Annotated in this window: 20 protein-coding genes and 1 tRNA gene; 5 read left to right on the plus strand and 16 right to left on the minus strand. The window is 48.6% G+C overall.

The window, feature by feature from the left end; translation table 11 throughout:
* Nucleotides 1-215: 215 nt before the first annotated feature.
* The 9 genes from CUZ56_RS06720 to CUZ56_RS06760 form a co-directional block, all read right to left on the minus strand.
* Nucleotides 216-608, minus strand: a complete 393-nt coding sequence (locus CUZ56_RS06720) for a single-stranded DNA-binding protein (protein ID WP_126979477.1) — start codon at nt 606-608, stop codon at nt 216-218.
* A 27-nt stretch (nt 609-635) separates the two neighbouring features.
* A complete protein-coding gene (locus CUZ56_RS06725) occupies nt 636-1,136 on the minus strand; it encodes a DUF3158 family protein (RefSeq protein WP_204250841.1) in 501 nt (166 codons plus the stop codon).
* On the minus strand, nt 1,126-1,920 hold the full coding sequence (locus CUZ56_RS06730) for a PFL_4669 family integrating conjugative element protein (RefSeq protein ID WP_126979697.1): 795 nt from the start codon (nt 1,918-1,920) through the stop codon (nt 1,126-1,128). Before CUZ56_RS06730 ends, CUZ56_RS06725 begins: the two co-directional genes overlap by 11 nt.
* A 170-nt stretch (nt 1,921-2,090) precedes the next feature.
* Entirely contained in the window at nt 2,091-3,227 is a 1,137-nt protein-coding gene (locus tag CUZ56_RS06735; protein ID WP_126979481.1) for an STY4528 family pathogenicity island replication protein, read from the minus strand.
* The gene (locus tag CUZ56_RS06740) at nt 3,224-3,787 is read right to left on the minus strand and encodes a DUF2857 domain-containing protein (RefSeq protein WP_126979483.1); all 564 of its coding nucleotides are present in this window, start codon (nt 3,785-3,787) and stop codon (nt 3,224-3,226) included. Before CUZ56_RS06740 ends, CUZ56_RS06735 begins: the two co-directional genes overlap by 4 nt.
* 14 nt (nt 3,788-3,801) lie before the next feature.
* Nucleotides 3,802-5,403, minus strand: coding sequence for a ParB family protein (locus CUZ56_RS06745; RefSeq protein WP_126979485.1), 1,602 nt, complete (start codon nt 5,401-5,403; stop codon nt 3,802-3,804).
* Between the two features lie 158 nt (nt 5,404-5,561).
* A complete protein-coding gene (locus CUZ56_RS06750; RefSeq protein WP_126979487.1) occupies nt 5,562-6,410 on the minus strand; it encodes a ParA family protein in 849 nt (282 codons plus the stop codon).
* 34 nt (nt 6,411-6,444) lie between these two features.
* Nucleotides 6,445-6,654, minus strand: coding sequence for an AlpA family transcriptional regulator (locus CUZ56_RS06755; protein ID WP_126979489.1), 210 nt, complete (start codon nt 6,652-6,654; stop codon nt 6,445-6,447).
* Nucleotides 6,655-6,747: 93 nt separating this feature from the next.
* The gene (locus CUZ56_RS06760) at nt 6,748-7,530 is read right to left on the minus strand and encodes a hypothetical protein (RefSeq protein WP_126979490.1); all 783 of its coding nucleotides are present in this window, start codon (nt 7,528-7,530) and stop codon (nt 6,748-6,750) included.
* A gap of 953 nt (nt 7,531-8,483) precedes the next feature.
* Here CUZ56_RS06760 and CUZ56_RS06765 point away from each other — a divergent pair.
* Both CUZ56_RS06765 and CUZ56_RS16000 read left to right on the plus strand, forming a co-directional pair.
* A complete protein-coding gene (locus tag CUZ56_RS06765) occupies nt 8,484-9,797 on the plus strand; it encodes a tyrosine-type recombinase/integrase (protein WP_126979491.1) in 1,314 nt (437 codons plus the stop codon).
* A 424-nt stretch (nt 9,798-10,221) separates the two neighbouring features.
* Entirely contained in the window at nt 10,222-10,413 is a 192-nt protein-coding gene (locus CUZ56_RS16000) for a PAAR domain-containing protein (RefSeq protein ID WP_204250842.1), read from the plus strand.
* Nucleotides 10,414-10,479: 66 nt separating this feature from the next.
* Here CUZ56_RS16000 and CUZ56_RS06775 read toward each other — a convergent pair whose 3' ends face one another.
* On the minus strand, nt 10,480-11,775 hold the full coding sequence (locus CUZ56_RS06775; protein WP_126979492.1) for a tyrosine-type recombinase/integrase: 1,296 nt from the start codon (nt 11,773-11,775) through the stop codon (nt 10,480-10,482).
* Nucleotides 11,776-11,943: 168 nt separating this feature from the next.
* A tRNA-Leu gene (locus CUZ56_RS06780) sits at nt 11,944-12,028 on the minus strand.
* 389 nt (nt 12,029-12,417) lie between these two features.
* Between CUZ56_RS06780 and rnr the strand changes: the two genes are divergently transcribed.
* Entirely contained in the window at nt 12,418-14,691 is a 2,274-nt protein-coding gene (rnr, locus tag CUZ56_RS06785; protein WP_126979494.1) for a ribonuclease R, read from the plus strand.
* 23 nt (nt 14,692-14,714) lie between these two features.
* Here rnr and nth read toward each other — a convergent pair whose 3' ends face one another.
* Entirely contained in the window at nt 14,715-15,359 is a 645-nt protein-coding gene (gene nth / locus CUZ56_RS06790) for an endonuclease III (RefSeq protein WP_126979496.1), read from the minus strand.
* A 241-nt stretch (nt 15,360-15,600) separates the two neighbouring features.
* On the opposite strand from nth, the gene CUZ56_RS06795 reads away from it, so the two are divergent.
* Nucleotides 15,601-16,866, plus strand: a complete 1,266-nt coding sequence (locus tag CUZ56_RS06795; protein ID WP_126979498.1) for a multidrug effflux MFS transporter — start codon at nt 15,601-15,603, stop codon at nt 16,864-16,866.
* Between the two features lie 95 nt (nt 16,867-16,961).
* Here the strand turns inward: CUZ56_RS06795 and CUZ56_RS06800 are convergent, their stop codons facing one another.
* Nucleotides 16,962-17,708, minus strand: a complete 747-nt coding sequence (locus CUZ56_RS06800) for a tetratricopeptide repeat protein (RefSeq protein ID WP_126979500.1) — start codon at nt 17,706-17,708, stop codon at nt 16,962-16,964.
* A gap of 120 nt (nt 17,709-17,828) precedes the next feature.
* Nucleotides 17,829-19,775 (minus strand): ABC-F family ATP-binding cassette domain-containing protein, encoded by a 1,947-nt coding sequence (locus tag CUZ56_RS06805; RefSeq protein WP_126979502.1) that lies wholly within the window; start codon nt 19,773-19,775, stop codon nt 17,829-17,831.
* Between the two features lie 501 nt (nt 19,776-20,276).
* Here CUZ56_RS06805 and CUZ56_RS06810 point away from each other — a divergent pair.
* A complete protein-coding gene (locus CUZ56_RS06810) occupies nt 20,277-21,479 on the plus strand; it encodes an amino acid aminotransferase (protein WP_126979504.1) in 1,203 nt (400 codons plus the stop codon).
* Between the two features lie 60 nt (nt 21,480-21,539).
* On the opposite strand, the gene rnhA is transcribed toward CUZ56_RS06810, so the two are convergent.
* Together rnhA and CUZ56_RS06820 are read right to left on the minus strand one after the other, a co-directional pair.
* On the minus strand, nt 21,540-21,983 hold the full coding sequence (gene rnhA / locus CUZ56_RS06815; protein WP_126979698.1) for a ribonuclease HI: 444 nt from the start codon (nt 21,981-21,983) through the stop codon (nt 21,540-21,542).
* Nucleotides 21,984-22,061: 78 nt separating this feature from the next.
* Nucleotides 22,062-22,823 (minus strand): class I SAM-dependent methyltransferase, encoded by a 762-nt coding sequence (locus tag CUZ56_RS06820; protein ID WP_126979506.1) that lies wholly within the window; start codon nt 22,821-22,823, stop codon nt 22,062-22,064.
* Between the last annotated feature and the right edge of the window lie 15 nt (nt 22,824-22,838).

Consider the following 22,838-nt stretch of genomic DNA (forward strand, 5'->3'; position numbering starts at 1 on the left):
AATAAATACAAAATCAATACGAATCATTTTGGCGCAATGACGAGCGCGTATTGTTTGGCGCAGGCGCTCGTTAATGCCGGTTTGTGGATGGCAGTAGAATGTATTACACGTATAATACGTTCCACCATAATCCACTATGATTTTCAGCGCTCAAAAAACGGCTGTGTTAGCAGCCGTTGAGTGTGTCTTTTATTTTTTAAGGGTATGAAAAAAGATTAGCTGTCTGCGGTTTCCTCCTCCCTGGGTTTGGTTTCGATAGCTATTGACGCTACGCGGTGTGGCAGGATGCCGATACGACGCGCTTCAACTTTAAATGTGGTTCTTTCCTGCTGCTCCTTGTCGGTCCACTCCTGGCAGACCATCCGACCTTCAACCAGGATCCGCATACCACGCTGATACAACGTAGCCCAGTGTTCGGCCTCCGGCGTCCAGATTTCAACGGGAGCCCAAAACCCGCCGCGGTCTTCGTAGCCGTCTTTCACAGGGATTGGATTATCAAACCTGACGTTCAATCGCAGTACGCGCCGTGGTTCATCGTTACCGTTGACAAACTCCCGGAACTCCGGCGTTGAACCGATGTTGCCTTCGCCATAAAATTTTGTAGACATCGTTTTCTCCAAATAAAACTGATAGGGTTAGCTGCTGCACCGTTTTAAGTAGTGCGCCTGTGCAGCATCGACTTTTTTGGCGCAATCACGAGCTTGTTTAGCGATGGTGTGCAATATGCTGATTTGCATATTCACTACTGCTCGTTGGACTTCCATTTGATACAAGTCATCAATAAGGTGTTGCGGGGTTTGTGGGGCAGCCATCATCTTTTGCCACAGATGCACGCCCATGAGTGAGCGGTCAGCGTTGCGCCAGCGTAAAAATGATGTTCCTGTTCCGGTGCTTTGCAATGCATATCGTGTAGATAGCAACGCAAAGGGAAAACTTTGCGCCTGACGCAACAGCTTCTCCTGGGCTAGATGAATAACGCCATCGCGCAGCCGTTCGCATTGGTTGGCCCATGATTCGAGCTCTCCCTTACCTTTAAAGGGTTTTAAAAGGCCCTTTAGGAAGGCACTGTATTCCAGGCTCAGGAAGGCGGCCTGTCCCAGCGGTTCAAAGTAACAACCGGTTTTCTCATTGCTCATTGAGAACCTCTCTGTTTTCGGCAGAAATGTCAGTTGCCGCATTTTCAGGTTCTGACGGGAGTAGTTTCTGGGGCTCATTGTCTACTAGTGCAATCGACACAGTTTCATACGGTTCGGTTGGGCGGATAATCGGTGGCGCGTAACGCGAGCGCCGAGTACCTTCTAGAACGTCCTGCGGCAATTCTCCGAATTTCTCGATAGCATTGCTGGCTGCGGCATTCTTGGCAGCGTAATCGTCTCGACGGGTGCCGGAATATTGGTATTGCTGTACCAGCGCAAACAAACTTCTTAGTTCATGAGCACCATCATCCAGCCAGGTATCTAACGTAGCTCTGTCAATCAGAGCAACATGTTGCGCCAGCAGAAGACGCCGAACAATCTCATCATATTCTGCAATCAGATAGATCGCCAGGAATCCCAATGGAGAACTGGCGAATATAGGCAGACTGACGGGTTGTATATTGAGATTATCTCCTAGCGAAAGATTGACTGGAACACCTTTAAAAACCTCAGCAAGGATTTCACGGATGTGCTGGAAATGGTCTTTAATCGCATCAATGCGTTCTTCAACGCGAATCATCCACATGTCTGAATAAGGATCATCCTGCGCTGCGCCGCGGATCATTTTGTTGGTTATCGACAAATAGGCATTCAGGCCGATAATAAGCGGTTTACCGTTGGCAGGCTGTCGGCCATGCCATAGACGGGTTGCATGGTGGGTGTGTAGTGTCAGTTGCATACTGGAGCGCAGTGCGCCCAGATTCAGTTGAAGGTTGCTTGGCATCGCTTGACTCCTGGTTGTGAAATGGAAACTAAAATCAGTGGTGAAGTCAGATAATGTGCTATAGCAGTATAAGAGGGTGTCAAAAAAGCAAATCTGCGGATGCTGATTTTTATCAGCAAAAATGGGCAAGTGGATGGTAATGGAACGTATTACTCGTGTAATACTTTCCATCAAGGTCCACCGATGTCGGCAGTTCTTAATGAGCCACGTTTGATAATTGATTTGATTTTGTCGATATGAAATTGCGCGGTTTTCGGGGTACTCAATGGTAATTCCTGTTCAGCCGGTGGTTGTTCCACCGGTGTTACCGGTTGCACATGACACGGGGTTGGATTTTCCGTTGCAGGCAGTGCCAGTTGCAACGGTTCATTGCCCCAGGCATTAAATTCGCCACGATAGGCTTTCTGAATAATCCCAAGCAGATAAGCGGCGGGTTTTCGGACGTGACAGGACTGACAGCGTTCATGCCATTCATTGAGGATCTGCTGTTGCGTTGTCAACGGCAGATTGATCATCGTATTCAATGCCGTATCCTGATGTTTTGAAGACAGTTTTCTGAACTGTTCTGGAAAATCCAGTTTTTCAATCTGCGTTTTACGTATTGTAGTATGTATTTTATTATTACTACTACTACATACCGGCTTCGGATTTGGAAGATTGTGATTACAGGCGGGGTTGACGCCTGCTTGGGAATCCGAATGCAGTTGTTTACTATTCCGAAGTCCGTCATGGGAGCTTCCTTCGGAATTGGGGGCGTTAAGATGTATATCACATTCAGACATGCGCTGAATAAGCAACTGTATACGTGTGGGTAAAACTTTCCCAGCCAAATGGGGATCTTCAACGACTTCTTTGAGCGTGTGTCTGGCAACTTGCTGAATACCTTTGCTGCCATGGTCCATGGAGCGGCTGATTAAAGAAAAATAATCGGTATCAATCTGAATGGCCTCATAGGGTGTCAGCGGGCTTTCATGAATTACATACAGGTTAGAGAGGCGTTGCCCATTGCGTGCACGCCGAGCTTTCACTAATGATATCCAGCGCGTCAGCCGCAAAACAATCAGCGCTTTGGAGACAGTTTCAGATGACGCTTTGTTTGTAAAGGGTTTCATCATCAAGTATTGGCTCAATATGTCATAAGATGGCATTGCTGTAATATTGTCCTGCTCCAGCAGCGTTTTTATGACGATCCAGCAATTACGCTCCAGCGGTGTCAGGCGCTTGTCGAAAAAGAGGCTACGGGGAATGCTGTCATGGTAATTGCCGCTATAGATAAAGCCGGGTACCGCAGATACGATCTGGCTCATAACAAACCCTCGTTGATCCATTCCTGCATCACTGGCCAAATGGATGCTATAGGCAGACTGCTTTCTTCAGCCAGCGTCAGGCACACTTTGACCATTTCAAACGTATCATTTACGTTAAGCTTTTCAGCGTCTTTAAGTGTTTTCCAGCGTCGCCATAGCGCGTGCTCCTGTCTTTCTGTGATCTCAAGCCAGCGCCCCCTTTTTTTGGTCAGTCCGAGCAAATGGCGGCGAAACGCAACCTCTCGCTGATTCAGACCGAATATTTCACAGATCATTTTGCTGCTGGCATTTTGAACCAGCAGGCGGTCAATGAGCGAAATCTCTTTTTCAACGTTGTGCGCTTGTGTCAGCAGCCTCCGCATGATCTGAACATTGATGACAACATTAACCCAGGTCACTTTGGTATTCAGTAGAACACTAACTAGTTCTGGTTGTCGAAGCAGTGCTATATCCTCATGAGAAAATCCCATACTCAGACAGCGCCTGAGCTGGCCGTTTCGCAGATCATTGAGTACCTGCGCAATTACAGCCTGGTTTAACGGTTGGGTACTGTTCATCATACACCCCCATAAAATCAGTTTGCTAAAGGTTCATTGATGTTGTTAAGTTCGATCAGGCGGCGGCTAAGGCGGATCAGCCTAAAAACTTTAATCAGTGATGTATCGCTTAGACACGGGGGTTCCTGATGAGCTGTTTTCCCGATAAGCAAAGCGCTGAGTTCCACAGAATAATTTGTTGTTGCGTCAGCATTCAGTGCATTTAAAAATGTCAACACAGTGCATCCTATGCTTGTGCTTTCCACTAACTGACATTGATAACCTAATATAGAGTTGTTTTCTTCGATGTGCTGTGCCAAGCCATATACATCGGCAATTTCTCTGACCAGTTGGATGATGGCAATTTTGATCCAGTCCGGTGTATTCTGAGCCGGGTTGATGAGCCAGATGTCAGTGACCGGATAAAGACCATCTGCATAAGCGGGCAGGGAGTGTGCATTCTGACCGGGAATATCTTCAGTATTTTGCTCCAGACTTTGCACAACCAGATTTTGGATATTCTTAACGCGGCTGTTTTCTTGGCTTTGTGGTAGTGGCTCTTCAGAGCTTAGACCAATAAAATGCGCGCCAGCCGCAGCAGGCTTATCGGCGGATTTATCTGTCTTAATGGGCAGAACCGCTGATGAAGAGGTAATATCATTGTTATTGGATACTAACGGCTTGGGCGTATTTTCAAAGAATGCTGGATTTGATGAGTTTTCGGCAGCGTCAGCATGAATCGTTGGCGGGGTGTTCAATGCCCGCTGGCGCGATTCATCCTCAGATACCTCTAATGCCATTAAATCGTAAGTCGTTTGAAAATGTTCAGCTAGCCTGCCAATGATTTCATCTTTGATCCGGTTGAACTCAAAGTGCTCCGGTTGATGATCAAAGACAGCCAGTATTTCCTGAAACATCTCAGTGGCTTCTTCAACACTGAAAGTAGCTTTTGGGGTAGTGTATTTCAGCCAGGTTCTGATGACGGCATTTTTAAGGCTTAACAGGTTGCTGATGCCTCGACCGCCAAGACCGCCATAAAGCGCATTGGGAATTGCCGGTAAAAGATAGGTAATGGTATCATTCATCCGGCTGATCAAAGTTTGGCTAATTGGAAAACCGTTTTCAGATAGCTTTTGGCTCAACTCCTTTTGCGTGATGTCATGTCCCAGTTCCTGTGTTAATAGATTTCTGGCTTCTTGAACACCAAGCGCTTTTTCGATAAACGTGAGTTCCCCATGCAACTCACCTTCTGCTAAATGCCCAGTCAATGCAACAATCTCACCTTGCCAGGGTTTGAACATGCAGCCAATGCGAAAATATTTTTCGTCCCGCGTTTCTTTCCAAAGCTCGTTGAGTATTTCCAGCCGGGTGTTGCCACCGTTGCGGATTATATAGTGAGTTTCACCAGGGCGTCGGGTAATGGGGGGAGCAGAGTCCAGTCCGCGTTGCCTGATAGATGCGCTCAGTTCGTCATAACGAGGGTTTTTTGTCAAGCGCGGATTGCGGTCATACGGCCTGAGCTGATCCAGAGTAACGACCATGAATGTGTCCGCAATAGGGTCGGACAGAGTCTGTGCATCAGGGCTTTGTCTGTCAAAATTACCTGCCAGTAAAGACGTTGAAAGTGTTTTGTCATTCATGCTCTATTCCGCTCTTGTCTGATGTTGTATAGATGCGTGCACCACTGGGGGAGGTGAGCCGCAAGTGGCCTCTATGCGTAATTGCAACCCGCCAACCTTCTTTGAGCGCAAACCGGATCAGGTTCTGAAAACGCTTGCGACACATCCATACTTTGTGGTTACTTCGGTTCATTTCCTTTTCTCCCGGTGACATTCATGAGTTGTGTTTTCCATTGTGGAAACAACTCGATAGTAAGTTGGCGCATGGTTTCAATGGCCGCAGGCGCAACTCGCCCGGAAGGCTGCCGGTATTCAACTCGATGTACAGGGAGGCCCTGAACGGCAGCCCGTGGATAAGCCTCAATTTGAGGGATGTCTGTATTCAGAATGCGGATGCCAGGCTGATCAATGAATATTTCTTTCAGCGTTTTTTGAATCAGTCTGGCATTGGCAGATACCGCAGGTATGCGGTTAATCAACATGTTGACGGGTGGTGGTAATATGCCCAAATGCTTGTATGGGGCAATATCCGACATCAATTGCAGCGTACCGCGCCGGAACTCTCTGGCAGCCAGTATTGCTGGTGTCACAGGAGAAAGAACCGTGCTGGACGCTATAATGGCCATCTCCAGCAACACGCTGCGGGCACCCTGTGTATCAATCAAAACGACATCGAAAAGATTCTTAAAACTAGGTAACAAGTTTCTGAGCCGAAATCTGCCGTCCGGTGCGTGAAGCAGTAGCGTATTAAGTTGTCCCAGATCGTCGTTTGAAAATATCAGGCTGAGATTAGGGATGGCCGTATTTGAAATAATCCGATCCGGCGCTCTCTCATTGAACGCGAGCAACTCATAGATACCGCACGGGGCTGTTTTATCCAGTTTGTAATAGCTGGACAGTGTTGGCTGAATATCTAGGTCAATCAGCAGTACGCGCAGGCCCGCATTAGCCAGAAAACCGCCGACATTGGCCGTCAGTGTCGTTTTGCCTTCACCACCTTTAGTTGAAATAATCGAAATAACTAACATGAATGTTTATCCTTTTTAGTCAATGAAAAATGATTCAGTTAGTTACGGAAGAAGTTGCACGGTTGGTAATCCAGACATCGATCTCGTTGGAGTACCAACCAACCGCCCGAATACCTAGCGGTACAGGTTTTGGGAATTTTTCTTGTTTAATGAGTTTGTATATGTATGAGCGTTTGATGCCGGTGCGTTTTTCAACGTCCGGTAAACGTAAAATGAAGTTTGTTGTCGGGTTGTTGATATCCATAGAATGCTCCTGAATTGCACAAGGAAAGATTGCTATGGATTTCACTACGGCGGAGATGAAAAAGCACTCTAATTAGAGTGCTTTTTCATATAATTAGAGTTGGTTATGGCTGCCGTTCAATGATTTTTTAGCTGCTGCAAATTTGGTTCGTAAATTACATTCTGAAAGCCCAGGATATCCTTTATATTGGGCAAGAATAATTGTGATCACTGCCTCCAGATTTTTTAAAATTGAATAGGGCTTGCCGCTGGGAGTGGAACCGAGTATCAGCCATAATAGGGCTCCAATGATGGATAAATAAGTGCTTTCGGAGCGCTGATGAAGTCTTATTGGAGACGAGTCTGTAGGAGCCTGCTTTTTTTCCAGAGATCTTTTTAACTCAGTCAGTTTCTCTTCATATAACAAAATACGACTCCGCAGAGTATCTCTTTCCATGAGCAACATGGATATAGACTCAGTATCAATAAATGAATGTATTTTTTGTTCAATACAATTGAACAAAAATTTTGGTTTTTCATCAGGGTAATAAACAGAAATCCAACGTTTTAAATCAACGTATCGAATTGTCAGTTCTGGATCATTCAAGCTCATTCCATCGCTGTTTTTTTTGATCCCATTTTTGCAATAACAAAGCTCTTCATTGACAATACCATCATAAATACGTTGTGCGTTGAGATGTACAGACGGCCAGCGTTTCAATAGCTCCAATGTGCATTTATAACTGGAAGATTTAACGTTAAAATCAATGGATTCAAAAATTTCTTTCTCTTCTTCATGAGCATCGCTCCACAGAATAGCTGCTTCGATAGGGTGATATACAACTTTCTTTCCCCTTAATATTTGTGCCTCCGAATCTTTTAAATTCAAAGCATCCATATTTTCCCCCCTGAAAGAATCGTACTTAATGTGTTTGTAGTAGCCCCTAGCCAGCAAATACTCTACGATCTGTTGCGTCATTAGTATGCGTGCAACGGATTAAGAAAACATTTCTAGAGTTGGCTCTGATTTTGAGCGAGCCGAAAAGAAAAATATATTAATCGCGGTGACTGTAAAAAATATAAATTTTGATCACAATTAGATTAATAAAATTTTTTGTTAATGTTTATCTTGATCGTTCACCAGAATAAGTTTGCATTGTTTCTGCCCTTGCTGTAGTTAATTTGTTTTAGGTCAAAAACTACAAAATTACTATCAAAGTTTGTGATGTATTTTGTATTAATGAATACATCTTACGACAATGATAAGTCCTTGAAGAGCCTCTGTTGTAGCTGTTTTCAATGATATCTATAATTTATATCTATTGATGGTGTATATGTAAAAAAATACGAAATGACAGAGTTTCTTTTTCATCGATAACTGTGATGTATATCTTATGGATGGTGGATTAATATATAGGTGTTAGATATGCATAACGGTATAAAGTGAGTATTGAAAATTTGAATTTTGGTGATGGAGTGTTCAGCTAACTTGTTGTCGTAAAAAATATCTTGCAATGAAAAAAAATATGCCCATAATAAGTCCCAGGTTTTCATATTTCTGCTGAAGCATTTAGGAAAATCAAACAGTTATAGCGTGAGGGTGAATTACGTCCATTCCGCCACTTTCATCTCCACATAGGTCCATAAAGGTCCATAATTGTTTGAAACTCCAAGAGTTAATTCCTCTTTGCATTCCACAGAAATCTGTGAAAATCCGCCTATAGCCATATCAAATAAGTCCTAAATAAGTACGTGTGAGTTCGACAAGTCTTAAAAGACTTTTTCGTCCACGCACGGCGATAGGCTTGGCATATGGCATCAATCAATTAGCAAAGAATAAGAGGACACAATATGGCCCTGCTGAGAGACATTGCTGTACGCAATGCAAAACCACAACCAAAATCCTATACATTGACCGATGGTAATTCGCTTTATTTAAATGTAGCGCCCAACGGAAGTAAAAATTGGTATTTTCGTTTTTACTACGGGAAAAAACAAAAAAAATGCACGCTTGGCAGTTACCCGTTAGTCAGTATTAAAGAAGCGCGGGAGTTAAGAGATAACGGGAAAAAGTTATTGCTAAGCGGCATTTGTCCCACGAAGAAAAATGTCAGAATACAGGAGGATGCCCATCCTCATAGCTGTCAGGTAAAAGACTACATTGAGAAATGGAAAAAAATTAAGTTTGAAAAGTTAGGTCAGGAAACGCTTCAAAACCGGAAAAGTACTGCCAAACAGATTGAACGTTATTTTAATAACGAAATAATTCCTGCTATTGGTAGTCTATGGCTCAATCAGGTTGACCGAATACATATCATCACTATTTTAAAAAAAGTAGAGCAACGCGGTGCGCTGACTGTCAGGAAAAAGTTGTGTAGCTGGTTGCATGAGATGTTCAAATACGCGAAGTCCGAAGGATTGATTGACAGCAACCCGGCTGATCTGGAGTTGGAAGTGTTGTTTCATGAACCGCTTCCGGCAGAAAACAACCCTTATCTGACGATGGATGAATTACCGCGTTTTTGGGCGGATTTTCAGAAGGTCAACGCTAACATCCAGAATAAGCTGGGTATTAGGCTGTTATTCCTGACAGGCGTCAGACCTGGAGAACTGCGCAAAGCTACGCTGGACCAGTTCGATTTGGATAACGCTATATGGCGGGTTCCACCGGAAAACGTCAAACAGTTGAAGCTGCGCATCGCTAAAAGAGAAGCGAAGTTAGCATTTAGCAGCAGAAGAAAGAATAAGACAATTTCTAGGAACAACAAAATTCCGCCTTATCTCGTTCCTCTGTCAAGGCAGGCCGTTGAAGTGATTAAACAACTGCAAAGAATGTATTATCCGGGTCAGAAATTCCTGTTGGGCAGCCGGTCTGAACCCGCAAAATCTATCAGCGAGAATACCCTGAACAAGATTCTCATTCGTATGGGTTACAAGGATAGGTTGACCTCTCATGGTATCCGCGCGACGATCTCTACCGCACTTAATGAGTTGCGGTACGATAAGGACTATATTGAAGCGCAACTGTCTCATTCTGATAAGACCGATAAGATTCGCGGAATTTATAATCATGCGAACTATATTGAAGGGCGTCAGCAGATGATGCAGGACTGGGCGGACAGGCTGGAGGCGTGGGAGCGAGAGGGAATTAACCAATACGGTTAAGTATCTGAATCAGGTGCCCCGTTATACGGGGCTTTTTTGTTTTGCCTTCGTAGGAGAAATTCCAGTGACCACAATATTAAACGCTCTCGTTTTGAAGTTTTTCAGCGGCTGGCACAAATTTCTTGGAATGCGCTGCCGGAAGCCGACGACCATATACGGTTTTTACTGACCGTGGGGCAATACTACGATGGAATGTACTGTTTCAACGATCCATTGCGTCCACGTTGGCACCGCCTCAAACTAACAACCAGTGATCCGGCCATCACAGCATCAAGTATCCGTTTGATTTTCAAACATAACTATGATTAAGGGGGATATCATGGGAAAACCCGTTGCGTTGAAAGGACATCACCACACCTGTCCTGCTGTCGATGGCACTGTCGCACATGTCGGCGGGCCGATTGTCGCGTGTTAGCAGGATTTTGTGAAATACAACGGCAGGCCGGTTGCACTGGTGGGTGATAAACTGCTTTGTGAAGGAACAGGAACGCTCGACACGACAGTCACGGGTTCCTCGTTCATGAAAATCAACGGTATTTCTGTGGCCCGCTTAGGGGATGCCACCGCACACGGCGGTGTGATTGTAGAAGAACAGGTTGAGTTGAAGATTAAATAAGCGTGTGTAACAAAAAGAGATCGGCTTCAGTATGATGCTTGAAAACAGAAGCCTTGTCGATTTTTTCTAATTGTTGAACGCTTCTCTGGTTAATGGATACTTGCTCAGTGGCTCCTGGTATAGCCCATAAAGTGCGGCATTGCGTCTTTTTTCAAATGTGGCTGATTGCTCCGGTGTCAAACCCTCTTTGAGTGCATCAAGATAGTCTGCATACCACTGCATCATGATGACCCGGTATTTCAAATATACCGCGTGATTGTATTTGCCGGATATGCCTGCTTCTTTATGAGACAGTTGTGCATCAACTAATTCTTTAGGCCAAAGGTGTTCTCGTAGCAACGTACTTGCTGTATGTCGTGAACCATGGCTGACCATTTTTCCTCGATACCCGATTAATTGGAATACCTTATTGATAGTATTTTCGCTGATTGTCGGGTTTTTAGATCCACTCCCCGGAAAAAGATAATCTTGTCTGCCGGTAAGTTGATACAGCTTCTGTAGAAGGGTTAAAAGTTGGGAGCACAAGGGTACGACATGTTCACGGCGCATTTTCATTCGCTCAGCAGGGATCGTCCATAACTTCTTATCAAAATCAATTTCGTGCCATGCAGCAAAACGAACCATACCGGGCCGAGAGGCCGTCCATATTGATGCCCAGGCTGCCGTCGTTGAAATAAACCGGCTTCTAGATAATGACAATGCTTGTAAAAAATCGGGAAGCTCAGACTCAAGGAGGTGGGGATAGGGTATTTCTGCTGGCTGTGGTTTGGCAATGACAGCAAGACTAGAGGCAGGGTTAAATTCGCAGAGCTCTTTTGCAATAGCTTGATCGAAAATATCTCTCAGAAATCCTCGAACTTTTTGGGCAACATTCAGTGCATTACGCCGTTCAATATTTTCTTGAATAATAATGCAATCCTGTCTGGATATGTTGTCAACGGACTTTTCACCAATAACAGGCAAAATGTCTTTATCCAGATAGGTTCGCATCTTGTCCAGAGTACCGGGTGAGCGTCCCTTTTTTTCTTTGCTTTGATACCAGTATTTGGCAACATTTTTAAAAAGTTTAGCCTCTTCAATTTTTCCTCGTTGCTTTTCCTGACGTTTTTTCAAGCCCGGATCAATGCCGTCGGCTAAAAGTTTGTGACAGTCAAATGAGCGAAGTCTCGCTTCTTGCAATGATACTCTGGGGTAAGGGCCCAATGAGATGACCTTGGCGGTGTTTTGAAATCTGTACCTGAATATCCAATACTTTCCGTTCTGAGGGTTCACTTGAAGAGAGAGTCCATTTCCATCTAGTAGCAGATACTTTTTGGATTTAGGTTTGGCGTTTTCAGCTTCCTTGGCTGTTAGTTTTCCCATGTTGATGTGTAGAAATTTGTAACTCGAATTTTCATTCTACAAGATTTTCTACATAAGAGGTGGGAAATGTCAGTGGATTTTGGCGGATATCTATAAACAAAAACGCATTGATTTATGATTTAAAATCAATGCGTTGTGTAAGTTTGTGGTTGATTGTGAATTATCGTTTGGTGCCCAAGAGAGGACTCGAACCTCCACGGAGTTACCCGCTAGTACCTGAAACTAGTGCGTCTACCAATTCCGCCACCTGGGCTAAGGAGATGAATTCTAGCACAGTTTTTAAATAAGCAAAGCGGTTTTTAAAAAATGTTTAAAAATAAGGGCATTGTGTGGCATTGGGTCTTCATGGAACGTGGCAATGATGCCCGGAACTGTCATACAATTGGCGCACAAACCAAAGAGCGTGGAGAATTAAGGCTGTATCAAGCCTTCCTGCTGCCGGCAATCAGGATGATCTATCCTATGGCGGGCAAAGGGAAATAAGAATGATCACGCCCATATGGATGTAATCTCTACAAAAATATAGAGGTATGTGGGGTGTTTCTTATACTGGCATTGTGCTGGTATGAATAATCTGTTGTCTGTGAGTTATTTGGGCGGCAGATTGTCAGAGGCAGCCCTGAATTTAAACGATGAAGGTTTATTATCATTAAGAAAATTAAAAAAGAAATAAAGCACGATGTCATTGAAGGTATTGTGCAGGGACATCGCGATGGACATGGATTTATTGTGCGCGATGATGGCGGGCCGGATTTGTATGTGCCCTCGCATGTGATGCATACGGTACTGCACCAGGACCGGGTGAAGGCGACCATTGCCAGCTATGACCGCAAAGGGCGGCCAGAGGCCAATATCACTGAAATTGTGTCGCGTCAGCAAAAGCTGATTATTGGCCGTTTGTTGCAGGAAAATGGCGTATGGCTGGTGGCCCCGGAGGATAACCGTTACCCGCAGGATATTCTGATTCCGGAGCAGGCGCTGGCGCATGCCGAGTCGGGGCAGGTGGTGACGGTTGAGCTGACCGAGCCGCCTACGCTGCACAGCCAGCCGGTAGGCCGGATTGTGGAGGTGCTGGGGCAGATTGACGACCCCGGCATGGAGATTGAAATTGCGGTGCGCAAATACAATGTGCCGCATGTGTTTAGCCCTGAAGCACTGGAGCAGGCGCAGGCATTGCCCGATAAGGTAAAGCCGGCCGATTGGCGCAACCGGGTGGATCTGACCGATGTGCCGCTGGTGACCATTGATGGCGAAGACTCGCGTGACTTTGATGATGCGGTTTACTGCGAGCCGGCGCGTGTGGGCAAAGGGCAGGGCTACCGGCTGCTGGTGGCGATTGCCGATGTGAGTTTTTATGTGAAGCCGGGAACCGCATTGGATGATGATGCCTATGACCGGGCCACATCGGTGTATTTTCCGCGGCGGGTGATCCCGATGCTGCCGGAAAAAATATCCAATGGGCTGTGTTCGCTGAATCCGGATGTGGAGCGTCTGTGCATGGTCTGCGATATGCTGATTACGGCGCAGGGCAAAGTACATGCGTATCAGTTTTATCCAGCCGTGATGAAAAGCCATGCGCGGCTGACGTATACCGAAGTGGCTGCTATTCTGACCAATACCAATGGCCCGGAAGCGTTGCGCAGGTCTGAACATGTGCAGGATCTGCTGCATCTGTACGAGTTGTACCAAGCACTGTACCAGGCCAGAGAAAAGCGTGGTGCAATTGATTTTGATACGGTTGAAACGCGCATCATTTGTGATGAAGCCGGGCAGATTGAAAAGATAGAACCTTACGAGCGTACCGAAGCGCATCGCCTGATTGAAGAAGCGATGCTGGCTGCCAATGTGTGCGCGGCCGAGTTCATAGAACACCATAAACGCATTGCGTTGTTTCGTGTGCATGAAGGGCCGACACCGGAAAAACGGGAGTTGCTGCAAAATTACCTGCGTGCCATTGGTGTGGACATCACCTTGTCGGAAGAGCCGACAACTAAGGAGTTTCAGCGTATTGCCGAGCTCACCAAAAACCGGCCGGATGCCAGCCAGATTCAGATGATGCTGTTGCGCTCTATGCAGCAGGCGATTTATTCGCCGATCAACAGCGGGCACTTTGGCTTGGCGTATACGGCCTACACACACTTCACCAGCCCGATCCGGCGTTATCCTGACCTGCTGGTGCACCGTGTGATCCGGGGGATTCTGGCCAACCGCAAGTACAAGCTCGATGATCGCACGGCGGTCAGCAATCTGGAGTCAGCCCCTAAACCGAAAGAGGCTGCAGCGCAGAAAGGCGGTAAGCCGCATACCGGGAATACTGGGAGCATGGCGCTGACCGAAATGGAGCATTGGGTAGTTGCCGGGCTGCATTGCAGCGCCAATGAACGCCGTGCGGACGAAGCTTCCCGCGATGTGCTGGCCTGGCTGAAGTGTGTTTATATCCGCGAGCATCTCGGAGAGGAATTTACCGGAACGGTCAGTGCGGTAACCAGCTTCGGATTGTTTGTGCAGTTGGAGTCCATGTATGTGGAGGGGCTGATCCATATTTCAGAACTGGGTGGGGACTACTATCGCTTTGATGAGTTGCGCCAGGAGCTGCGCGGTGAACGTACCGGTGTGCGTTATGCACTGGGCACCCGTGTGCATGTGCAGGTCAGCCGGGTGGATCTGGATGGTCGGCGTATTGATTTCCGGCTGGTGCCAAACGGGCTGGCCGGACAGAGCAAACCTGTTTCTGCGCAAAACAAGGCTGCTTCCAAGAATGGCAAAGCAGCTAAAAAAGCGAACCAGCCTGCCAAACATGGACAAAACGGCGGGACCGGTTCTGCGCTGGACCAGTTGAAAAGCGCAGTCAAACGTGCGGCGCATAAAGCAACCAAGGCCGCCAAAATACGCAGGCCCAAAGCCAAGCATAATTAATGGGGGGCGGGCTGTTTGCGGTTTTATTTTGTAGGCGCTGCTGTTTTGGGTTTGTAGTCGCACCATTGGCTGACCTGGCATTCCCAGCAGCGCGGCTTACGCGCCACGCACACATAGCGGCCTAACAAAATGAGCCAGTGGTGCGCGTGCTGCTGATATGCTGGCGGAACGCGTTTCAGCAGTTTTTGCTCTACTTCCAGCGGTGTTTTTCCAGGAGCAAGCCCGGTGCGGTTGCTGACGCGGAAGATGTGTGTATCCACTGCAATGGTCGGGTCGCCAAACGCCACATTCAGTACGACATTGGCAGTTTTTCTGCCAACGCCGGGTAATGATTCCAGCGCTTCGCGGTCGTGCGGCACCTCTCCATGGTACTGGTCAATCAGGATCTGGCAGGTTGCCAGCAGGTTTTTGGCTTTGTTGCGATACAGGCCAATGGTCTTAATGTATTCGCAGAGTGTGTCATAGCCTAGGGCAAGCATTTTCTGCGGTGTGTTGGCAATCGGGAAAAGCACGCGTGTGGCTTTGTTGACACCGACATCTGTCGCCTGTGCAGAAAGCAGCACCGCAGCAAGCAGCTCAAAGTTGTTGTCATATTCAAGCTCGGTTTGCGGATGCGGGTTGGCTGCAGCCAGAGTGGCAAAAAAGGGGACGATATCTGCTTTTTTCATGGGGTGATTTTGAGAGAACAGGGGTAACAGGTCATATTGTAAAGGGCGAATGCCAAGGCCGTGCATGGCAGGGTACAAGTGCATGCACAGCCATCTGACAGAAGCAGGTTGGGTGCATGATTGTTTTAAAAGCAGTACACAGATTGGATACCCCCGCACAAAGCGGCAGCACTCCGACTGTCCTTATAATCGTTCGGTAATTGTCACGAGCTGATGCGGCTCGATAGTGATCCATCAAAATATGAATAAATCAAATCTACTTATTGCTTTGGTGCTGGGGTTTGTGAGCGCCTTGGGGCCGCTGGCCATTGATATGTATCTGCCGGCACTGTCCTCAATGGCCCACACCTTGCAGGCAGATGAAGGGATGATGCATCAGAGCCTGATGTCTTTTTTCTTCGGGCTGGCGTGCGGTCAGTTGTTCATGGGGCCAATGTCAGACAAGATTGGTCGCCGTAAAACAATCCTGATCGGTATTTCGCTGTATGCGGTGGCGGCCTTGGGCTGTGCATTTGCAGAGAATGCGCAAACGCTGGTGATACTCAGGGCGGTGCAGGGGGTTGGCTCATCAGTCGGTATGGCTGTCGGTTTGGCCGTGGTGCGTGATTTGTATACAGGTATACAGGCTGTTAGGCTGATGTCGCTGATGATGCTGATTATTGGTGTGGCGCCTGTATTGGCGCCGATGATGGGGGCGGCTATCATCAGCCACCCAGCACTTTCGTGGCAGATGATTTTTATCACCATGGGGACAGGGGCGGTTATTTCTATTGTGCTGATTGTGCTGTTTCTGCCAGAAACGTCCACGCCGCAGCAGCGGGCCCAGTTTCGGCTTGGGCAAACGCTGAAAAACTATGGCACGTTATTGCGCAGCGGTAAGTTCATTCCTTTTGTGACAGTCGCTGCGTTAACGCAGGCAGGTTTTTTTACCTATATTTCAGGTTCCTCTTTTTTCTTTACTGAACTGCATGGATTGAGTCCTCTGAATTACAGCTATCTGTTTGCACTGAATGCTGTAGGAATGATGGTGGCTGCGCAGACCAGTTCACGCCTGATTGCCCGCTTTGGTACGATCCGCGTAGTGCGTGTGACAGGGGTTATCTATGCAGTGTGTAGCATTTTATTGCTGCTGATGGCGATGATGAAAGTGCAATGGTTGCTGCCGTACTGTATTGTGATTTTCATTGCCGCGACGATGATTCCGATTATCATGCCATGTTGCGGCATGATGTCTTTGGCTGCCTGGGGCGCAATTGCCGGGACGGCATCTGCCATGATGGGGGCGCTGCAATTTGGCAGCGGCTCGCTGTCTACCGGGCTGGTGGGCATTTTCGCCAATGGCACAGCCATCCCGATGTTTACAGCCATGACGGTGTGTTCGGTGCTGGCACTGGTGTTTTCGTATTTGTTGTGGTCCAAGCAGTATGCGATGGAGGTCAGCGAGCGTAAACCGCATCCGGTGCCACCGCAGACCGGTGCAAACGCCGAGAGTCAGAAACCGGCCTGAAATGCCGTAGCAGATCCTGATATATTGATAAATAGCAGATTCTGCAACGGCGTTGTTTCAGACCATTCGGCGCGGAGCCAAAATCAACAGCGAAGTTATTCCAGATTTTTGAGCAGGCGGTTTGCCTGTGCCAGACAGTCCCTGTGCATCTGTTTGTAAAACTTGGGCGCAATGCGTGCGTAGTTTTGAATTTCTTCCAGTTGCTGGCGTGCTTCTGCAGGGCGATTTTGCTGTTGCAACAGTTTGGCGTAAAAGTATCTGGCATCAGGGCCGGAATAGTATTCAACCAGTTGCTGATACGTCTGTGCTGCTTGATCCAGCTCGCCAAGCTCGTGCAGCGCCCGGGCTTGCAGCAAATGACCATCCTGTGAAATATAACCGGGGTTGTTTTGCAGCAGGTCTTTCAGGCTGGCGAGACAGCCGGTGTAATCTTTGGCCTGAAACTGTGCCTGTGCCAGTTTCAGCAGTGTATCGGGGTTGTGCGCATCACCGCCCGAAAGGGCCTCCTGATAATGCGTAATGGCTTCATCATATTGCCCCAGTTCAACCAGTTCATCGGCCAGATTGACCCGGCTTTGCGCCGTATCGCGCAGGCTGAGTTCACCACGCAAAGTCCGCAGATTGCGTGGGGCGTTGATGGTATGGCTTAATTTTTTAACGGCACGCTTTCCCTGCCGCGTACCCAGCATACCGGGGGCGATCACCATTAACGCGTAGACTGCACATCCCAGAAGAAGTGCAAAAATAATCGGGATCAGCCAAGCACGTTCCTGTCCTGTTTTAAAAACATGGATGATGCAAATGATCTGGCAGATGATAGTAAAAGCAAAAATAATCGGCATGGTCTATTGAACTGTCAACTACACGGATATTACAGATACCAGCGATTATAGGGGAGGAACCGGCTGTATCCGCACTTTTGTCACCATCTGGCGACAGAACTGTGCAGCGTTGCGGCTGTTTTAGGCAGATGCACCCTGTTCCAGCGCCTGGATTTGTTCAGACAATTCGAGCCAGTGCTCTTCTATGGTCTGCAACTCATCGCCTAACAGTTTTAATTGTTTGCCGGCGTCCACAATGGTTTCTGAGGGCAGGTCGGGCGTGGCCAGTTGTGCTTCAAGTTGTGTGCGCAAAGCGTCAATTTCGGCCATGCGCTTTTCAATGGTGGCTACTTCTTTTTTGAGCGGACGGGTCTGCTCTGCAATCTGCTGGCGGCGCTGGGCAGCGAGCTTGCGCTCTTCGCGGGAATTGATGACCGGGCTTTCTGCAGAAGGTTGTTCCGTTTTTTGCGGGGTGCCAGCCGATGCAAGTGCTTCGCGTTGCTGTTTGGCATGGTCAAGCAGGTAGCGCTGGTAATCGGTCAGATCACCGTCAAATGGCCGCAGGCCACCTTCTGCCACCAGCCAGAATTCATCGCAGACTGAGCGCAGCATGGCGCGGTCGTGCGAAACCAGCATCACAGTGCCTTCAAATTCATTGAGTGCGATAGCCAGCGCTTCGCGAGTAATCAGGTCCAGGTGGTTGGTTGGTTCATCCAGCAGCAGGAGGTTCGGGCGCTGCCATACCAGCATGGCCAGCACCAGGCGCGATTTTTCACCGCCGCTCATGGTGCCTACGGGTTGTTTGACCATGTCATCGACAAAACGGAATCCGCCTAAAAAGCTGCGCAGATCCTGTTCGCGCGCTTCGGGTGATATGGTGGCTGCCAGACGGACCATGTGCTGCAATGCATTGTCGTCATGGCGCAAAATATCCAGTTCCTGCTGTGCAAAGTAACCAATGCGCAATCCTTTACCCTGAGTGCAGCGGCCTGCCAGTGCAGGGATCTGCTGAGCAATGGTTTTAACCAGGGTGGATTTGCCTTGTCCGTTGGCGCCCAGTATGCCAATACGCTGCCCAGCCAGCACAGAGCTCTGAACATGCGAGAGTATGACCTTATCGTTGTAGCCGCAGGCTACATCGTCCAGTACCAGCATCGGGTTGGGCAGGCTGTCCGGCTCTTTGAATTCAAACTGAAAACTGGATGCGGTGATGACCGGTGCAACGCGTTCCATGCGCTCCAGTGCTTTGATGCGGCTTTGTGCCTGCTTGGCCTTGGTGGCTTTGGCTTTAAAGCGGTCAATGAATTTCTGCAGGTGCTCAATCCGGTCCTGTTGTTTGTCAAAAGCCGCCTGCTGCAGCAAAATGCGCTGTGCCCGCTGTTCTTCAAAAGCCGTGTAACCGCCGGTATAGCGCGTCAGTTGCGTATCTTCCAGATGCAGCGTGACCTGAGTAATGGCATCCAGGAATTCGCGGTCGTGCGAAATGGTGATCAGCGTGCCCTGATAACGTTGCAGCCATGATTCCAGCCAGACCAGTGCATCCAGATCCAGGTGGTTGGTCGGCTCGTCCAGCAGTAGCAGATCTGCCGGGCACATCAGCGCGCGTGCCAGTTGCAGGCGCATGCGCCAGCCACCGGAAAAGCTGTTAACCGGTTTTTCAAGTTCATCGGGTTTAAAACCCAGCCCCAGCAGCATGGCCTGTGCACGTGCCCGGGCATCAAAGCCATTGGCTTCGGCAATGTGCAGGTGTGCATTGGCAATGGCTTCTCCATCGCCTGAAACCTCGGCCTGGGCCAGTTCCTGTTGCGCGGCGGCCAGAATGCTGTCACCGGCAATGACAAAGCCGGTGGCATCCTGCGCGGTTTCGGGCATTTCCTGTGCCACTTCAGCGATCAGCCAGCGTGGTGGCATTTCCAGGTCGCCGTTGTCAGCCGTAAGCACCCCGGTCAGCAGCGCGAACAAAGAGGATTTGCCAGCGCCATTGCGCCCGACCAAGCCGATCTTCTCGCCCGGATTGAGCGTGACATTGGCCTGTTCCAGCACAATTTTGCTGCCACGTCGCAAGGTGAGATTTTTCAGTTTGATCATAATTCGTTTCAAAACAAGATAAAAACCGCAAAGTGTTGTTGCAGGTATTAGACCTATAGTTTGTGTTAACACGCGCTAGTCAATACGCTGTCCGGTAAATCAACCAGGGAGTGTTTTTGCGGCAGGCCGCGTACAGGAGCGGCCGGGGAACATTATCGCACGACTTTTCTGCCAGTGCGGCTGAGAGTCATTAACGCTGGGGCCTGTTAATATCCTCATCTATTTGGATGTTGCTGTTTCAAAGCCATGTGGAAGCATGCAAGCCGGAGAAAAATTCAAAAAAAGATGAAACATGAGATATGTGTCTTATATATGAGTTTGTGTTTTGATGGCCCCGAAAATTCAGCCGTGTTATTTCTGCAACCAAAATGTCCATATTTAATGAATTGATCGGGATATCGGGTGCGGTTGCAACCGGCTTAGGCATAAAATTCTAATTAGTCTTGTTTACGGGCTCGGACTACCCTCATATTCGATTTTCATATCAAGGAGTATCTTTCCATGTCACTGTTTTCTGCAGTAGAGCTGGCACCGCGCGACCCCATTTTCGGGCTGACAGAACAATACATTGCGGATACCAATCCATCCAAGGTAAACCTAGGGCTAGGTGTTTATACAGGGGAGGATGGCAAGATTCCAGTGCTGAAATGTGTTGCCATTGCACAAAAGCAGATTTCAGAAAATATTATTCCTAAAGGATATCTGCCTATCGATGGCATGGCGGCTTACACCAGCGGCGTGAAAGACCTGATTTTTGGCCAGAGCAGCGATGTGGTGAAATCCGGTCGGGTGGTCGCCATTCAGGCGTTGGGCGGCACCGGTGCTTTGAAGGTGGGCGCTGATTTCCTGCAAACACTTACCCCCGATGTGCCGGTAATGGTTTCAGACCCCAGTTGGGAAAACCACCGCGCTTTGTTCAGCCGTGCTGGTTTCCAGGTTGTGGCCTACCCTTACTATGACGCTGAAAAACGCGCCGTGAATTTTGAAGGCATGCTCAATGCCTTCAAGGTGGCTACCAAAGGCACAATCGTGCTGTTGCATCCTTGCTGCCATAACCCCACCGGCTATGACCTGAGCGAAGACCAGTGGGATCAGTTGATTGAAGTGATGCGTAGCAATGGGCTGGTGCCTTTCCTGGATATGGCGTATCAGGGCTTTGGCAGTGGTTTGAAGCAAGATGGCGTGGCGGTGGCCAAGCTGGTTGATTCGGGATTGAGCTTTTTACTTTCCAGCAGTTTTTCCAAAACCTTTTCTCTGTACGGCGAACGTGTGGGCGCATTGTCGATTGTCTGCACCAGCCAGGACGAAGCCAAACGTGTGCTGAGCCAGGTAAAGCTGGCGATTCGCACCAACTATTCCAACCCGCCAACATTCGGTGCCCAACTGGTTTCCACGGTATTGGGAACGCCTGACCTGCGCACCATGTGGGAAAATGAGCTTGAGGGCATGCGTGTGCGCATTCAAGGCTTGCGTGACCAACTGCTGGCTAAGCTCAAAGCGGCAGGGGTGACGGAAGACATGAGTTTTATCTCGGCACAAAACGGCATGTTCAGCTACTCAGGGTTGAGCAAAGACCAGATGGTGCGCCTGCGCTCTGACTTCAGCATTTATGGGCTGGACAGTGGGCGTATCTGTGTGGCCAGCCTCAATGCGAAAAACATTGATTATGTGGCCCATGCCATAGCCACTGTAGCCAAGGCTTAATAAGGTATTTTAGACATTCAACGCCAGGCCTGTAACGGGTCTGGCGTTATTTATTTGTGTTTAAATATTTTCCACACCCAGGTTAGCCAACTGGTCAGCACGCTCATTGCCGGGATGCCCGGCGTGCCCTTTGACCCAATGCCAGTCAATCTGGTGGCGTTGCCGCAGTTCGTCAAGCTGCTGCCACAGATCCGCATTTTTAACCGGTTTTTTCTGCGCGGTTTTCCAGCCGTTTTTTTTCCAGTTGTCAACCCACTCCAGCATGCCCTGCCTGACATATTGTGAATCCATGTACAGATCGATATGGCATGCTTTTTTCAATAATGACAACGCCTGAATAACGGCCATCAGCTCCATGCGGTTGTTTGTGGTCTGAGCCTCGCCGCCGTAAATTTCTTTTTCAGCGATGCCATTTTTGCGTGAATACTGAAGCAAAGCGCCCCAGCCGCCCGGCCCTGGATTGCCTTTGCATGCGCCATCGGTATAGATGGTGACCTGAGGCAATGTGGCGGTTGTGTTCACGGCGTTTATCCTGGCAGTTTGTTTTATGCAGCCTGCATTGTAGCGGCCTTACCGGCAGGCTTATTGGTTCTGTTGTTTTTCCTGATGCATGCGTTGCGTGGCAACGGCGCCCTTGGCATTTTTGTTTTGCTCTGTTTTCCATTGCGGGCCAATCAGCCGCATGCCCTTGATGCGTTTGATGGCGGTGATCTGGAAGGCAGCACCGAGGATTGGCCACCAGCGGTCACCGGCAGACTCCATCCAGGTGGTCCGGTCCAGCCATTTCTGCGTTTGAAACGCGGGGCGGTAGCAGCCAAAGCTTCCGGTGGCAACTTCCAGCCCCAGCAGGCGCAGCCAGTCACGCAGGCGCCAGTAGCCAATCAATGACCCTGCGCCAAGGGGTAGAAAGTGGGAGCTGGCTCCCAGGCGCTGTAAAAAACGTGTACGCCGTTGGCGCAGTCCCCATAAGCTGGCTGGGTTCAGGCAGGTGATCACAACGCGGCCTTCGGGCACCAGCACACGGCTGACCTCGCGCAGGGTGGCATGTGGGTCTGCTGCCAGGTCCAGCGTATGTGGCAGTACCACCAGATCAATGCTTTGTTCGGCAAAAGGCAGGGCATCAAACCGGCTGACCAGTGCAGAGGGCTGTGTTGGTTGCTGGTCTGGCAGATGGTCCTGCACCAGCCAGCGGTTGGGCATGCGGTTGTTTTCTAATGCGGGCAGGGAGGGCAGGCCAAGCTGAAGCGCATGGTAGCCGAAAATATCTTCAACCGCTTTGTTGATGCGCTGTTGCTCCCAGGCCAGCAGGTACTGGCCCAAGGGCGTGCTTAACCATGAATCCAAACTTATAATCTCTTC

Source organism: Saezia sanguinis (assembly GCF_003991585.1).
In the GTDB taxonomy this organism is placed as follows: Bacteria; Pseudomonadota; Gammaproteobacteria; order Burkholderiales; family Burkholderiaceae_C; genus Saezia; species Saezia sanguinis.

Excerpts from the sequence above, each read along its gene's own strand:
- CUZ56_RS06720 (WP_126979477.1), bottom strand. The coding sequence starts at position 608 with ATGTCTACAAAATTTTATGGCGAAGGCAACATCGGTTCAACGCCGGAG.
- CUZ56_RS06725 (WP_204250841.1), bottom strand. The coding sequence starts at position 1,136 with ATGAGCAATGAGAAAACCGGTTGTTACTTTGAACCGCTGGGACAGGCC.
- CUZ56_RS06730 (WP_126979697.1), bottom strand. The coding sequence starts at position 1,920 with ATGCCAAGCAACCTTCAACTGAATCTGGGCGCACTGCGCTCCAGTATG.
- CUZ56_RS06735 (WP_126979481.1), bottom strand. The coding sequence starts at position 3,227 with ATGAGCCAGATCGTATCTGCGGTACCCGGCTTTATCTATAGCGGCAAT.
- CUZ56_RS06740 (WP_126979483.1), bottom strand. The coding sequence starts at position 3,787 with ATGATGAACAGTACCCAACCGTTAAACCAGGCTGTAATTGCGCAGGTA.
- CUZ56_RS06745 (WP_126979485.1), bottom strand. The coding sequence starts at position 5,403 with ATGAATGACAAAACACTTTCAACGTCTTTACTGGCAGGTAATTTTGAC.
- CUZ56_RS06750 (WP_126979487.1), bottom strand. The coding sequence starts at position 6,410 with ATGTTAGTTATTTCGATTATTTCAACTAAAGGTGGTGAAGGCAAAACG.
- CUZ56_RS06755 (WP_126979489.1), bottom strand. The coding sequence starts at position 6,654 with ATGGATATCAACAACCCGACAACAAACTTCATTTTACGTTTACCGGAC.
- CUZ56_RS06760 (WP_126979490.1), bottom strand. The coding sequence starts at position 7,530 with ATGGATGCTTTGAATTTAAAAGATTCGGAGGCACAAATATTAAGGGGA.
- CUZ56_RS06765 (WP_126979491.1), top strand. The coding sequence starts at position 8,484 with ATGGCCCTGCTGAGAGACATTGCTGTACGCAATGCAAAACCACAACCA.
- CUZ56_RS06775 (WP_126979492.1), bottom strand. The coding sequence starts at position 11,775 with ATGGGAAAACTAACAGCCAAGGAAGCTGAAAACGCCAAACCTAAATCC.
- nth (WP_126979496.1), bottom strand. The coding sequence starts at position 15,359 with ATGAAAAAAGCAGATATCGTCCCCTTTTTTGCCACTCTGGCTGCAGCC.
- CUZ56_RS06795 (WP_126979498.1), top strand. The coding sequence starts at position 15,601 with ATGAATAAATCAAATCTACTTATTGCTTTGGTGCTGGGGTTTGTGAGC.
- CUZ56_RS06800 (WP_126979500.1), bottom strand. The coding sequence starts at position 17,708 with ATGCCGATTATTTTTGCTTTTACTATCATCTGCCAGATCATTTGCATC.
- CUZ56_RS06805 (WP_126979502.1), bottom strand. The coding sequence starts at position 19,775 with ATGATCAAACTGAAAAATCTCACCTTGCGACGTGGCAGCAAAATTGTG.
- CUZ56_RS06810 (WP_126979504.1), top strand. The coding sequence starts at position 20,277 with ATGTCACTGTTTTCTGCAGTAGAGCTGGCACCGCGCGACCCCATTTTC.